The organism is Bacillus sp. AFS098217, assembly GCF_002551815.1.
Lineage (GTDB): Bacteria > Bacillota > Bacilli > Bacillales > Bacillaceae_G > Bacillus_A.
Window position 1 is genome coordinate 67,644 of record NZ_NVPR01000024.1, and the last position, 13,027, is coordinate 80,670.

The window sequence follows — 13,027 nt, forward strand, 5'->3', positions numbered from 1 at the left end:
GTGTTTAAACAAGTGAAGAAGTTTCTCCACTGTTTTGTTTTCTCATACTCCTGCCTATCGGCGGTGGAAGGAATTGGAAAAGAATGCAAAAAAGACCTCTGCCGTTGATAGGCAAAGGTCTTGCTAGACATATGTAATAAAAATGCCAACAAAGCCGGAAGAACTAAGTTCTACGTAATGACGACTTTGTTTCCAAGAATAAATTCTTGGACGCTACTCCCCTTTGGAGATATGTTATTGTATTTTTATTATATAGATAATAAAAATGGTTGTCAACCCGTTAAAATATCTTCATTTGGATATTTTATTTTTCTTTGTTTTTTACGAGCAAAAGAAAATGCTAACGTTAACGGACCCATTTTCCCAAAAAACATCATAAATACAATGATTATTTTTCCGATTATTGTTAAATGCGGAGTAAGCCCCATGCTTAGGCCAACGGTTCCAAATGCTGAAAACACTTCAAATGCACTCATTAATAGAGGGACTTGTTCTGTAATACTTAAAATTAAAATGGAAAAGAAGATAAATAAGATTGAAATGACTGTAATTGTCAATGCCTTGACGATAAGGGCATCTTTAATGGATTTTTTGAAAATGACAATATCATCTTGCTCTCGCAAAAATTTTACTACGCCTAATAACATAATTAAAAAAGTTGTTAATTTAATACCTCCACCTGTCGAAGCACTGCCAGCCCCAATGAACATGAGGAGCATCATTAATAAAAGAGAAGGTTTTGATAATTGCGCTATGTCAACGGTATTAAAACCAGCTGTACGTGTAGAAATAGCTTGAAAATAAGCAGCCATTCCTTCTTCAAATGGTGTAAAGCCTTTCATAGAAATAGGGTTATCAAATTCAAATATCAAAATTAAAATCGTAGCACCTATATTTACAATAAGGGTAGAAGAGAGCATAAGCTTAGAGTGTAAGGTAAGGTTTTTAAAATTTTTTTTTCGTTTTACATCTACTATGACTGTGAAACCTATTCCTCCTAAAATGATGAGAGAAGAAATGACTATATTGACGAGGATGCTATGTGAGTGAGACATTAAATTATCAGTCCAAAGAGAAAAACCTGCGTTGTTAAATGCCGAAATGGCATGGAAGAAACTATAATATAGTCCATGAGAAACACCGTATTTTGGAATCCATTCAAAAGCAAGAAGAAGGGTAGCGAAACATTCAACAGTAAAAGAAAATAGAAATAATGATTTCGCAAGGCGGATAACGCCCCCGATGTTCGTCTGGTTTAATGCTTGTTGTAGTAAAATCCGATTTTGGAGACCGATTTTTCTCCCGAGCATAATCGCGATTAATATAGCGAAGCTCATAATGCCAAGACCGCCAACTTGTATGAGTGTTAAAATGACAAGTTGGCCAAACAAGGTGAATATTTTTCCAGTATCAACAACACCGAGTCCCGTAACTGTAAATGCAGAAACGGTTGTAAATAAGGCATCTAGCCAAGAAATAGAAGCTGTAGTAGCGATGGGAAGTTTTAATAGGCATGTTCCGATAATGGATAGCGTAATAAAAGATAAAGTGAGTACACGTGGTGGACTCATTCCGATGTTAATCCGTTTCATATCGTACATCTTTCCTTTCGGTTTGCTTTTTGTAGTATGTGAAAAAGGATTGCAATGTATGTTGAAAAGGAAAGGGGACAGATTGTATCTGCCCCCAGAAGCCATTGTTTATAAGATTATCCACGTAATTGTTGTTGAGCTAAAGAAACAAGACGTTTTGTTACTTCGCCACCAACAGATCCATTAGAACGAGATGCTGTATTAGATCCTAAACTTACACCAAATTCTTGTGCGATTTCATATTTAAATTGTTCAAGTGCTTGCTCGACACCAGGAACGAGTAATTTATTTGTTCTTGCCATTGTTAGACACATCCTTATTTAAAATCCAGTTTATTTTGTTTTGAATCATTTGCTGTATAAACTGGTACTGTTATTGTGTGTGTTATAGGTCTACTCATACACGGAAGTAATCGGAGGGATTAGAACTTCTTGGATATAAAAAAAGAGTAGCAAATTAGCTACTCTTTTTTTAGTATAGTTGCTGTTCCTTCAACAACTATGTTATTTAATTGATTATATATATTTGTTTGCAACGTAATAATTTTTTTATCATCACGTTTTTGGATAACCTCTACGACTACACGCAATGTATCGCCGATTTTTACAGGTGCACGAAATGAAACATTTTGCGATAAATAAATTGTGTTTTTTCCGGGTAATTTTGTTCCAAGAATGGTAGAAATAAAACTTGAAACAAGCATACCATGTGCAATACGTTCTTTGAATATTGTTGTTTTTGCAAAAGAATCTAGAATATGAATAGGATTTACATCTCCAGTTAGTTTTGCAAAATTGATGATATCTTCATTCGTAATTGTTTTTGTTAGCGATGCTTGATCACCAACTTGAATCTCATCGTAATGAAGCTCCTTAACAGCTTGTGCTTCTTGAAATGGATTCATGTTTTCCTCCTTTTTTTCCATGTTGAAAAATGTAAGCCATCTTGATGTAATGGGAGGAAGAAAGAGTTTCGTTTGTTCGGGAGTAAGCTTCCACATTTTTCTTACTTGATGGAAGTGAATAGATTTTTTGAATTTTCCTCGAACTTTTTTACGAGTTCCAGTTGTGTGGATTTGAACTCTTCCAAAAAACCTTCTAGTTGTTTTTGCACCTCGTCACGTTGAAGTTGTTGCTGTTCGATAAATTGTTTTGTTGTTTCTTCAAATTGACCACTTGTTTGAGTAAGGATAGACAAAGATGTTTTTGTAGGAGAGACGGTAAGCTGATGGATATGATTGGAAAGTTCATCCCATTTGTCTTGCCATTCATTAATTTGATCGTTTAAGGAGTTACCTGTAAATTGTTTTACGTATTCTGTATATTGGCTGTTCAATTGAGCAGTGAATTGTTGTAGTTCTTTTTCAAGTTCGTCAACTCCTGCTGTTAATTTATGCAAAGCATCTTGTTGTTGTTTTAATGTTTCTAAAGTAAGTTGCTCTAATTGTTTCCCTGCTGAAGAGAAAAGGGAAAGAGAATGTGACCAATTTTTCCAAAATGCATCGACAAGTTCGTATGGTTTAGTTTCCATGGTTTGACCTCCAAATGTTTTTTTACATATTGTGAACGCAGATTATTCTGCTGTACCACCAGGTGAAGATGAAGAGTTTTTTTCATCCTTTTCTGGAGAAGTAGAAAATGGAAAGAAAGCGTTGGTGTATAACGTAAAAAATGTCCGCAGCATATTTTGATAATGTTCAAAAGAGGTCGCGCATGTTGCTAAATACTGCTCTCCATATTCTGTTAAAGAATAAATTCGTTTTGCTGGCCCTCCTTCACTTGTATCCCAAGTAGAAGAAATAAGGTTTTCTTTTTCTAATTTGCGCAAGGTACGATAAACATTGCCTTGGTCAACAGAAGAAAAGCCGATGTCCATTAGCATTTGAATCAGTTTGTAACCGTGAAGACTCCAGTCTTTTAGACAGAGAAGTAAGAAGGGAACTAAGAAGTTTTTTGGCATGGAGTTTGGTTGTTTCGCTTGGCTTTTTTCCAAACTTTCTTGTTGTTCTGGTTCATTCTGTAGCATGATTGTGCATCACCTCATGAATCAGTTAGATGGAATTTTTTGCTTATAAGTGCAATTTACACTTATCTGTTTTTAAAGTCAATACATTTGTTAGAATATAGAAAAAAATAAAATACAGACTTGAACTTTTTTTCAGAATATTGGAAAATAGTGAATAGGTTGAATTGTTTCAAATACGAATAAAGGAGTGTAGGAGAAGTGATTGATCAAAAGTTTGATCCACTACAAACATGGAAAGAAGTGTATGAACAGACCGAAACATTTTGGGGAAAAGCGCTCAATGAAACAATCAAAACAGAAGAGTATTCTGCTTGGATGGGAAGCGTTCTAGATTTGAACTTGTTTTATCAGAAGATGTTAAATGATGCAACAAAGGGCTATTTAGAAAAAGTGAACATGCCAACTCAAGAAGATATTGCAAGAGTAGCTACGCTTGTTATTAACTTAGAAAATAAAGTTGACAACATCGAAGAGTTTTTGGAAGAGAAAGCAGATTCTTTAGAACAACCTCCTACGCTAAAACGCGATGTAATTAAAGTGAAACAAGATATGCGAACATTAGAAAATAAAATGGACAAGATTTTAGAACTGCTTGAAAAGCAAAATGAAGTATTAGCAAAATTGCAAGAGCCTGCAAAAGAAGAAGTAAAAGCACCGGTGAAACCGGAAAATAAAAAGTAATAAAGAAGCGCTTTGTTTAGATGTTTCAAAAAGGGGAGAAAGAATCTCTTTTTAAGACAGCATAAACGGCGAAAACATATTATATATGGGACTTCGTTATACGAGTGCCAAATTGATTCATTAATTATCGTTCACAAATGAATAAGGGGGAAAAGAAATGGTTCAATTAAATGGTAAAGTAGCAATCGTAACAGGCGGAGCAAAAGGGATTGGAAAAGCGATTACAGAAGCGTTAGCAAAAGAAGGCGCAAAAGTTGTTATTAACTACAATAGCAGTAAAGAAGCAGCTGAAAATCTAGTAAATGAATTAGGAACAAAAGGACATGATGTGTATGCAGTTCAAGCAGATGTGTCGAAACTAGAGGATGCAAAACGCCTTGTAGATGAAGCTGTGAATCATTTTGGTAAGGTTGATATTCTTGTCAATAATGCTGGTATTACAAGAGATCGTACATTCAAAAAGTTAAATCGAGAAGATTGGGACCGCGTAATCGATGTGAATTTAAGTAGTGTGTTTAATACAACAAGTGCAGCACTTCCTTACATAACAGAATCTGAAGAAGGAAGAATTATTAGCATTTCCTCTATTATTGGGCAAGCTGGTGGGTTCGGCCAAACAAACTATTCAGCAGCAAAAGCAGGTATGCTAGGGTTTACAAAATCATTAGCATTAGAGCTTGCGAGAACGAATGTAACAGTAAATGCAATTTGCCCAGGATTTATTGATACAGAAATGGTAGCAGAAGTACCGGAAGATGTTCGTCAAAAAATCGTTTCTAAGATTCCAAAGAAACGTTTCGGACAAGCAGATGAAATTGCAAAAGGTGTTGTATATCTGTGCCGTGATGGAGCGTATATCACAGGGCAGCAACTAAATATTAACGGCGGATTATATATGTAATGAAGTAAGAAGAAAGTGCATATCCATAGCAGGAGTGCACTTCTTTCTTGAAGAAGGAAATCAATCAAAAAGGAGATAGAAAAATGACTACATTCGTAACAGAATGGGAAAAACAATTGGAATTATACCCAGAAGAATATCGAAAAGCATATCGTCGTTTTAAAAGAGCGAGTCAAGTTCTACTACGTGAACCAGAACCACAAGTTGGTTTAACGCCAAAAGAGGTTATTTGGACTAAAAATAAAACGAAGCTTTATCGTTACATTCCAAAACAAGAAAAAACACACGGAGTTCCAATTTTATTGATTTATGCGTTAATCAATAAACCATATATTATGGACTTAACACCAGGAAATAGTTTGGTGGAATACTTAGTAGATCGTGGTTTTGATGTGTATATGCTTGATTGGGGAACATTTGGTTTAGAAGATAGTCATTTAAAATTTGATGATTTCGTGTTCGATTATATTGCAAAAGCAGTTAAAAAGGTAATGAGAACTGCAAAATCGGACGAGATTTCTTTACTTGGTTACTGCATGGGAGGAACACTAACATCCATTTATGCAGCACTTCACCCGCATATGCCAATTCGTAATTTGATTTTTATGACAAGTCCGTTTGATTTTTCTGAGACAGGATTATATGGTCCATTATTAGATGAAAAGTATTTTAACTTAGACAAAGCAGTTGATACGTTTGGTAATATACCACCGGAAATGATTGATTTTGGAAATAAAATGCTAAAACCAATTACAAATTTTGTTGGTCCGTATGTTGCTTTACTTGATCGCTCAGAAAATGAGCGCTTTGTAGAAAGTTGGAAACTCATTCAAAAATGGGTCGGAGATGGTATCCCGTTCCCAGGCGAATCATATCGACAATGGATTCGCGACTTTTATCAAAATAATAAACTAGTCAAAGGTGAGCTTATAATTCGAGGACAAAAAGTTAAACTCGAAAATATTAAGGCAAATGTATTAAATATTTCAGCAAAACGTGATCATATTGCCTTGCCCTGTCAAGTAGAAGCATTACTTGAGCATATTTCTAGTACAGATAAACAATATGTGTGCTTGCCAACGGGACATATGTCAGTTGTATACGGTGGAACAGCTGTAAAACAAACATATCCAACAGTTGGGGATTGGCTTGAAGAACGTTCTAATTAAGATGAAACACGATAGGAAAAGGTAATTTTGTTATTGTGCTAAGTGAAATAAAAAATCCAGCTAACGAGTGCTAGCTGGATTTTTTTTTGAGAAATAACGAAAAATAAAAGGAGGAAATTTCATCTTAGGAGTATAGTTATGAAACTAACATTTGGGAATTTGTTTTGGAATCAAGGAGCTTGTATGCCTTGTTATCCACTATTAGAAAATGATATGATATGTGATGTGCTTATTATTGGAAGCCGAGAAGCTGGCGCTCATATTGCGTATTTGTTAACGAAGATAGGGATGAGTGTTACACTAATTGGTAAAGGGAAAATTGCAAATGGAAGCACAGCTGCTAATACAGGGTTACTACAATTCGTTCATGATAAATCATTGACTTCACTAATTCATACATTTGGTGAAGAAAAAGGTGTACGTGCTTATCAGCTTTGTTATGAGGCCCTGCAGACACTAGAACGTATTGTTCCAATGCTAGATATTGATCCTAATTTTATTCCAAGAAAAAGTTTATATTATGCAAGTCAAAGTGAAGATATTTCATTTTTGCAGGAAGAATATCGCACATTACGCCATTACGGATTTCCTGTTGAGTATTTAATGGAAGCTGATATTAGAAATCGATATTCATTTACAAAGCCAGCGGCACTATGCACCCACGGGGATGCAGAAGTGAATCCATATATGTTAACTCATGGTCTCATACATAAAGCGAAGCAACTTGGGGCTACTATTTTTGAAAATACAGAGGCTATGCACATTAAGCCTGCGCAAAAAGATTTAATTTGTTACACAAAAACAGGTAAGAAAATTGTAGCGAAATCAGTTATTATGGCTACAGGATACGAAGCGCTCTTTGGAAAAAAAGAAAGAAACACAACAATAGGGACTTCCTATGCAATTGTGACAAATGAGCAAGAGCATTTTGATGGATGGTACGACCAGTCTTTAATTTGGGAAACGGCCCGGCCTTATTTGTATTTTCGTACATATAAGAATCGCATTATTGTAGGTGGACTGGATGAAACGATGAAGCTTCAGAAGATTGGTGATACGAAGTTGTTGTATAAACGAAATTTACTTACTAAAATTATACAAGAAATGTTTCCAAATATGAAAAATGTAAGAGCTGACTATTATTGGGCTGCTGCGTTTGGTGGAAGTCATGATGGACTTCCTATTTTAAAAGAAGATGAAAAGATACCTAATTTATATTATGCATTACCGTATGGGGGAAATGGAACTGTATACGGAATGGTATTTGCAAAGTTATTTCGGAAATTATTTACAAATAAAGAAATCAGTGACTTTTCTTTATTTAATCGATAGAAAAAAAGGTAGCGAAGTGATGGGATGAGAGAGATAAAGAAGTTATTACAAAAATTACGCCCGGTGCAGCTTATCGTTTTATTTTACTTTATAGCAGTAATTGTTTCGGTAATCTTATTAAGTTTACCATTTGTTATTAAACCGGGTGTAAAGTGGACATTTATAGATGCTTTATTTACATCTGTTAGTGCTGTAAGTGTTACAGGACTTTCGGTTGTGTCTATTCCTGATACGTTTAGTACAGCGGGGATTATTGTTTTAGCGCTTGTTTTACAATTTGGTGGTTTAGGAATTATGGCACTTGGTACATTTGTTTGGATGATAACGGGTAAAAAAATTGGTTTGCAGGGAAGACGATTAATTATGGCCGACCATAACCAAGGAAATTTATCTGGGCTTGTTGATTTGATGCGGTCTATTTTAATTGTAATTATTTCAATAGAAATCGTTGGGGCGCTGCTGTTAGGAACAAGATTTTTACATTATTTCCCAACGTGGAAAGAAGCTTATTTTCATGGTTTTTTTGCTTCTGTTAGTGCGACAACAAACGGTGGCTTTGATTTAACAGGTCAATCGCTTATTCCGTACCAAAAAGACTATATTGTACAAATCATTCATATGCTACTCATTATCTTAGGAGCAATTGGATTCCCGGTATTAATGGAAGTAAAACAGTATGTAAGTAAGAAAAAACATCAACTATTTCGATTTTCGTTATTTACAAAATTGACAGCAACGACATTTTTCTCGCTTATTATTGTTGGCACAATTGTAATTTTTTTATTAGAGCGAAATCAATTTTTAGATGGAAAGTCATGGCATGAAACGTTATTTTATGCATTGTTTCAATCTGTGACAACGAGAAGTGGTGGGTTGGCCACAATGGATATACAAGACTTGTCCCAACCGACGCTTCTATTTATGAGCATTTTAATGTTTATCGGTGCTTCTCCAAGTTCAGTTGGAGGAGGGATACGTACAACAACATTTGCTGTTAATATTCTTTCTTTATATTCATTTGCAAAAGGTGGAAGAACAGTTCGTGTCTTTAAACGGCAATTGCATGAAGAGGATATTTTAAAAGCATCCGTTGTTATGACAATGGGGTTTTTATTATGTGCTTCTGCGTTATTGATTTTATCTATTACAGAAAATGTACCGCTTATGAATTTAGTTGTTGAAGTGTGCTCAGCTTTTGGAACGACTGGATTATCAACCGGTATCACCCCAGATCTAACAACTGCTGGTAAACTCGTATTAATCGTTCTTATGTTTATTGGGCGTGTCGGGATTTTAACATTTATTTTAGCTAGTGGTGGAAGAGAACAACCTCCTCGCTATAAATATCCGAAAGAGAGAATTATTATTGGATAACATGAAGCCATTCTACCTGTGAAGGTAGAATGGCTTTTTAATCGTTAATTCCAAATTGGGGATGCATAAATGTGTCTTCTGCTTGTTCTGTTTTATTTTTTAGCAATTCTTGATTTTCTTCTGCAATCCATCCGATATCATTTGTTGGATGAATCCATTCTTTTCCAGCCATAATGGCAGGATCAATATCATCACTCCAATTGTTAAGTGGACTGTTTGGGGAATTATATTTACTGTCCCCAATTACAACATTATATGGATTAATAAAAGGCTGCTGCATTTGTTTTCCTGTTCCTTTAAAGGACGGGAAATTCATTTGATGTGGCAGTGTTTCATCTAAAATAGGTGAATGAATCTTTTGTTTTTTCTTCAATGTAATCGTTCCTTCTTCCGTATAATGAGAAATGTAAATAGTTGGTTCGCATGTAGTATTCCCATCTGGACTTTGTTCTGTACTTGTTAACACTTCCCAGCAATAATTTTTGAATGTTTTCTTAAACTATGATAGAAAGTCAGATGTTATTACAGTTAGGGAAGGTGAATAAGATGGTAAAGCGAAAAGTAAAACAGCGCGCGGCAATCAATCATAATAAAACTCCAAAGGAAAGTCTACCGGATGCAGAATTTGCACTAGAGTATGAAAATGAAAACCCAGCGAAATATGCAAATCGTAATTCGAAAAAAGGTAAGAAAAAATGAGGCGTTTTTACAAACGTCTCATTTTTGGGAGTCTCAAGTGTTGAATTGAAAAAAGTAAAATAATTAGAAGTAATTGTAAAAAAACAACATTCGCTGGACGATGAGTTAAATATGAGAATTATACTTTAGAGTTTTCCTTTATTATATGCATAGGAATACAAAACGAATAGAAAAAGATTTGTATTTATACAAAAAATGGACACATTTTCCTAACTTGTTCATATAATTTACCAATAGAAAAAAAGTTGACCTGAGGAAAGAGGGGGAGGAAGTGTCGGAACGTATATATAATAAACTCATATTGTACGCGAGCATACTACAAAAACTTCGAGTTATTAATGAACAAGAAAAAAGTGAGATACTTCAAATGATGAACAAAAAAGCCCTATGAAAAAAGGCTTTTTTGTTTATCCAGCTATTTCACATTGTAGTGAAAGTAAAAGCAGCTAGGTGGGAGAGAAACTGTACATAAAGTTCGATTGGTGAGGGTTCATAATTAGTAGGCTGTGAAGGGTCTTACTAATTAAAGCGTTACTTTATCCCGCTATTTGCGGGCTGGAATACTCCCACCTTAAAATTCGGTAAAAGAAAAGAAGTTAGGCAGAAGATAAAAAGCCCGTAAAACCCACTGATTAAAGTTTCACTTTATGTCATATTTTCCTGTTTTTTAGGAGATGGAGAAATCATATTGACAAAAAGACATTCTCATGTGATAATTCAATTAAATTTTTAGAATAATCAAAAAATAAACTCTTTTACATAGAAATGATTCGTTTATTATATCGATATTATTACGGGGGTGACGAAATGTTATTTTTTCTAAAGAAGTGGAAAGAATTAAGAGATATAAAAATGGAATTGGCACTTCGTGATTGGTTTTATGGTACAAAAATTAGTTTATCTATGTGTACATCGAAAGAACCATTAACGTTTTTAGTAAATATAGAGGGAAGGGACAAAGGGTTATTTGCTGAAGAAGATTTTATTGTAGTAAATAGCATGTGCGAGCCTGTATTTGCAAATGATGAAAAGCCGGCTATTGAATCGTTTATGCATGCAGATATTTACAAAAAAAGTAGTGCAGACTGCATTTTACAAGTTCAGACAGTAGATAGTCACTTACTGTTAGAGTTATATGGAGAAGAAGGAGAAGTTACGTTTGAAAAGAGTAGTGTAGGGCGTGTTTTTGGAAAAGAAGGCATAGAAGGGATTACAATCCCAATTGTAGAAAATGAACAGAAGTTTGCCGATTTATTAGAGAGTAACGTTCCAAATTTTACTGAAGGTGGGGGCGCAGTGCTTGTTTATAATCATGGAATGATTGTCTGGGGGAAAACACCGGAGGAGACGAAAAAATGGTTAGAAGGTCTAGAGTATTTAATGAATTATCATGTGAAATTATTGATGATTAAAGGAGCAAAGAGTTCGGTTATGTAAAAAATATACACTATTTATGAATCACTAAATGAAAGCGTTTTAATAATAATTTCACTCATAAAATATGGGTCTCCTTATTATATATAGATTACATGTCGTCATGTGGGGAGGAACGTATTTTGCGAGTTAAATATCATTTTCTGCCGAAACAACAGGTGATTTTTTGTAAAAGTGATGATTCGGGGGAACAGGCGTTAAAGCTCATGAATGAAAAGGGATATAGAGCAATTCCTGTATTAGCAGAAGATGAAAAGCAATTTAAAGGGATTATTTATAAAGTGGATATTTTAGAACAGAAATGTAATGGTGGATTAGAAGATATACGTGTGAAAGATATATGGGAAGATCAATCTGCATTTATTTTTGAAAAAGATTCTTTTTTTCGAGCTTTTTATGTAATTAGATGTCTTCCGTTTCTAGCTGTTTTGAATGAATACAATGAATTTGTTGGTATTTTAACGCATTCTAACATATTTGATGTTATTGAAGATTCATTTGGCATGCGAACCGGAGGATATATATTAACTATTGCAACACAAGATTGTAAGGGAACGATTAAAGAACTTGGTACACTTTTAAAATCGTATCATATTGGTGGATTATTAACATTAGATAATGGTGATCAATATATTCGTCGTGTTATTGTAAATATAACAGATGACCTAAATGAAAAAGCATTAAAGCAATTAACTGCAAAAATAGAGAGAAAAGGATTTCGGGTGAGTCATGTAGACTATATTTAGAAAATAGAGAGCAGCCATGTGGCTGCTCTCTATTTTTGTTTAGAGACGGGAGGTGGTGACAGGGCAAGATCAGATAGAAAAATAAAGTCGGCATGTTCACGTACTCTCGGGATAGACGATTCAATGACGCGAGAAGTGATTTCTCCAGGAGGACCAACATGACCAATAGCTACTACAACGGGCTTTTCTTTAATTTTTTGTAGAAGTAACTGTGCCTGTTTTGTAATGTGGGATGATGTATAAACGTCATCAAAGAATAATTGGTTTTCTACAATAGGAACACCTAATTCTTTTCCGATTTTTGGTACTACGCTTTTTGGATTTGTTTTACTATCTAAATAAAATAGACCATGCTTTTTACATACAGACAGTATGATTCGCATAATTCTTTCGTCGGCTGTTACTTTCGATCCCATGTGATTGTTCATACCAATTGCATGCGGTACTTCCTGAATGGCCTGTTCAATTCGATTTTTAATTTCATCATCACTTAAATCAGTTGTAATTGCCTTCGGACCGAGCCATTCCTTTTTTCCCTTAATTGGTTCCATAGGCATGTGAATAATAACTTCATGGCCTTTTTTGTGTGCAGCTATTGCGTCTTGTTTAGTAGATGGCAGGAACGGCATAACAGCAATTGTAAGTGGTATAGGAAGGGATAACATTTTTTCAGTTCCCTTCATATTGTTTCCGAAATCATCAATTATAATGGCAACTTTATTTGTATGAGCGCTTGCTTGAACAGGGGAAATGAGAATAGGTACTAAAATAAATAGTAGGAATGTAATGATCGGTTTACGCATATAATATGTTCCTTTCTGATTCACAAGATGAATGATATAGTTGTATCTTTTCTAATTTAACCAGGGGAGAACGAACTATATATATCAATTAAAAAAAACGACATAAACCCCCTCTTTTTAGATGGGAGAGAGCATCTATTCATGCATAGAAACGGTCAGGGCCTTTTTCTGCCACATGCGAAGTAAAAACAGAAAGAGCAAACGAGTGTAGGTTTTTTTTTATTCTGCATAGCAGGGATTTAGATGTCGAAAAATTAAAATGGATTTATAT

General features: G+C 34.7%; 15 protein-coding genes and 1 riboswitch. Of the genes, 8 read left to right on the forward strand and 7 right to left on the reverse strand.

Features of this window, described 5'->3' with window-relative positions; genetic code table 11:
• Positions 1 to 67: 67 nt before the first annotated feature.
• Positions 68 to 234, reverse strand: a riboswitch (yybP-ykoY riboswitch).
• A 38-nt stretch (positions 235 to 272) separates the two neighbouring features.
• The 5 genes from COO03_RS06450 to phaQ form a co-directional block, all read right to left on the reverse strand.
• Entirely contained in the window at positions 273 to 1,592 is a 1,320-nt protein-coding gene (locus tag COO03_RS06450) for a TrkH family potassium uptake protein (protein ID WP_097896099.1), read from the reverse strand.
• Positions 1,593 to 1,708: 116 nt separating this feature from the next.
• Positions 1,709 to 1,894, reverse strand: coding sequence for an alpha/beta-type small acid-soluble spore protein (locus COO03_RS06455; protein WP_097896101.1), 186 nt, complete (start codon positions 1,892 to 1,894; stop codon positions 1,709 to 1,711).
• A gap of 158 nt (positions 1,895 to 2,052) precedes the next feature.
• The gene (locus COO03_RS06460; protein ID WP_097896103.1) at positions 2,053 to 2,496 is read right to left on the reverse strand and encodes a MaoC family dehydratase; all 444 of its coding nucleotides are present in this window, start codon (positions 2,494 to 2,496) and stop codon (positions 2,053 to 2,055) included.
• A gap of 101 nt (positions 2,497 to 2,597) precedes the next feature.
• Positions 2,598 to 3,122 carry a polyhydroxyalkanoic acid inclusion protein PhaP gene (phaP, locus tag COO03_RS06465; RefSeq protein WP_097896105.1) on the reverse strand — a complete coding sequence of 175 codons (525 nt, stop codon included), beginning with the start codon at positions 3,120 to 3,122 and terminating at the stop codon, positions 2,598 to 2,600.
• A 42-nt stretch (positions 3,123 to 3,164) separates the two neighbouring features.
• Positions 3,165 to 3,617, reverse strand: coding sequence for a poly-beta-hydroxybutyrate-responsive repressor (gene phaQ, locus COO03_RS06470; protein ID WP_097896107.1), 453 nt, complete (start codon positions 3,615 to 3,617; stop codon positions 3,165 to 3,167).
• A gap of 198 nt (positions 3,618 to 3,815) precedes the next feature.
• Here phaQ and phaR point away from each other — a divergent pair, with 198 nt between their 5' ends.
• The 5 genes from phaR (at position 3,816) to COO03_RS06495 (ending at position 9,074) form a co-directional block, all read left to right on the forward strand.
• Positions 3,816 to 4,298, forward strand: a complete 483-nt coding sequence (gene phaR, locus COO03_RS06475; protein WP_097896108.1) for a polyhydroxyalkanoic acid synthase subunit PhaR — start codon at positions 3,816 to 3,818, stop codon at positions 4,296 to 4,298.
• A 157-nt stretch (positions 4,299 to 4,455) separates the two neighbouring features.
• Positions 4,456 to 5,199: an acetoacetyl-CoA reductase gene (locus tag COO03_RS06480; RefSeq protein WP_097896110.1), complete on the forward strand. Its 744-nt coding sequence runs from the start codon at positions 4,456 to 4,458 to the stop codon at positions 5,197 to 5,199.
• Between the two features lie 83 nt (positions 5,200 to 5,282).
• Positions 5,283 to 6,368, forward strand: a complete 1,086-nt coding sequence (gene phaC, locus COO03_RS06485; RefSeq protein WP_097896111.1) for a class III poly(R)-hydroxyalkanoic acid synthase subunit PhaC — start codon at positions 5,283 to 5,285, stop codon at positions 6,366 to 6,368.
• Positions 6,369 to 6,506: 138 nt separating this feature from the next.
• Positions 6,507 to 7,700, forward strand: a complete 1,194-nt coding sequence (locus COO03_RS06490; protein ID WP_097896113.1) for an NAD(P)/FAD-dependent oxidoreductase — start codon at positions 6,507 to 6,509, stop codon at positions 7,698 to 7,700.
• Positions 7,701 to 7,724: 24 nt separating this feature from the next.
• Positions 7,725 to 9,074 (forward strand): TrkH family potassium uptake protein, encoded by a 1,350-nt coding sequence (locus tag COO03_RS06495; protein WP_097896115.1) that lies wholly within the window; start codon positions 7,725 to 7,727, stop codon positions 9,072 to 9,074.
• A 37-nt stretch (positions 9,075 to 9,111) separates the two neighbouring features.
• Here the strand turns inward: COO03_RS06495 and COO03_RS06500 are convergent, their stop codons facing one another.
• A complete protein-coding gene (locus COO03_RS06500) occupies positions 9,112 to 9,447 on the reverse strand; it encodes a DUF3905 domain-containing protein (protein ID WP_141523340.1) in 336 nt (111 codons plus the stop codon).
• A 173-nt stretch (positions 9,448 to 9,620) separates the two neighbouring features.
• Here COO03_RS06500 and COO03_RS26905 point away from each other — a divergent pair, with 173 nt between their 5' ends.
• The 3 genes from COO03_RS26905 to cbpA all read left to right on the forward strand — a co-directional run bounded on the left by COO03_RS26905 (position 9,621) and on the right by cbpA (position 11,953).
• Positions 9,621 to 9,773, forward strand: coding sequence for a hypothetical protein (locus COO03_RS26905; protein ID WP_170958205.1), 153 nt, complete (start codon positions 9,621 to 9,623; stop codon positions 9,771 to 9,773).
• Positions 9,774 to 10,580: 807 nt separating this feature from the next.
• Entirely contained in the window at positions 10,581 to 11,210 is a 630-nt protein-coding gene (locus tag COO03_RS06510) for a class II aldolase/adducin family protein (RefSeq protein ID WP_097896116.1), read from the forward strand.
• Between the two features lie 119 nt (positions 11,211 to 11,329).
• On the forward strand, positions 11,330 to 11,953 hold the full coding sequence (cbpA, locus tag COO03_RS06515) for a cyclic di-AMP binding protein CbpA (RefSeq protein ID WP_097896118.1): 624 nt from the start codon (positions 11,330 to 11,332) through the stop codon (positions 11,951 to 11,953).
• A 29-nt stretch (positions 11,954 to 11,982) separates the two neighbouring features.
• Here the strand turns inward: cbpA and COO03_RS06520 are convergent, their stop codons facing one another.
• Positions 11,983 to 12,756 (reverse strand): divergent polysaccharide deacetylase family protein, encoded by a 774-nt coding sequence (locus tag COO03_RS06520; protein ID WP_097896120.1) that lies wholly within the window; start codon positions 12,754 to 12,756, stop codon positions 11,983 to 11,985.
• Positions 12,757 to 13,027 lie beyond the last annotated feature (271 nt).

Excerpts from the sequence above, each read along its gene's own strand:
- COO03_RS06450 (WP_097896099.1), bottom strand. The coding sequence starts at position 1,592 with ATGAAACGGATTAACATCGGAATGAGTCCACCACGTGTACTCACTTTA.
- COO03_RS06455 (WP_097896101.1), bottom strand. The coding sequence starts at position 1,894 with ATGGCAAGAACAAATAAATTACTCGTTCCTGGTGTCGAGCAAGCACTT.
- COO03_RS06460 (WP_097896103.1), bottom strand. The coding sequence starts at position 2,496 with ATGAATCCATTTCAAGAAGCACAAGCTGTTAAGGAGCTTCATTACGAT.
- phaP (WP_097896105.1), bottom strand. The coding sequence starts at position 3,122 with ATGGAAACTAAACCATACGAACTTGTCGATGCATTTTGGAAAAATTGG.
- phaQ (WP_097896107.1), bottom strand. The coding sequence starts at position 3,617 with ATGCTACAGAATGAACCAGAACAACAAGAAAGTTTGGAAAAAAGCCAA.
- COO03_RS06480 (WP_097896110.1), top strand. The coding sequence starts at position 4,456 with ATGGTTCAATTAAATGGTAAAGTAGCAATCGTAACAGGCGGAGCAAAA.
- phaC (WP_097896111.1), top strand. The coding sequence starts at position 5,283 with ATGACTACATTCGTAACAGAATGGGAAAAACAATTGGAATTATACCCA.
- COO03_RS06490 (WP_097896113.1), top strand. The coding sequence starts at position 6,507 with ATGAAACTAACATTTGGGAATTTGTTTTGGAATCAAGGAGCTTGTATG.
- COO03_RS06495 (WP_097896115.1), top strand. The coding sequence starts at position 7,725 with ATGAGAGAGATAAAGAAGTTATTACAAAAATTACGCCCGGTGCAGCTT.
- COO03_RS26905 (WP_170958205.1), top strand. The coding sequence starts at position 9,621 with ATGGTAAAGCGAAAAGTAAAACAGCGCGCGGCAATCAATCATAATAAA.
- COO03_RS06510 (WP_097896116.1), top strand. The coding sequence starts at position 10,581 with ATGTTATTTTTTCTAAAGAAGTGGAAAGAATTAAGAGATATAAAAATG.
- COO03_RS06520 (WP_097896120.1), bottom strand. The coding sequence starts at position 12,756 with ATGCGTAAACCGATCATTACATTCCTACTATTTATTTTAGTACCTATT.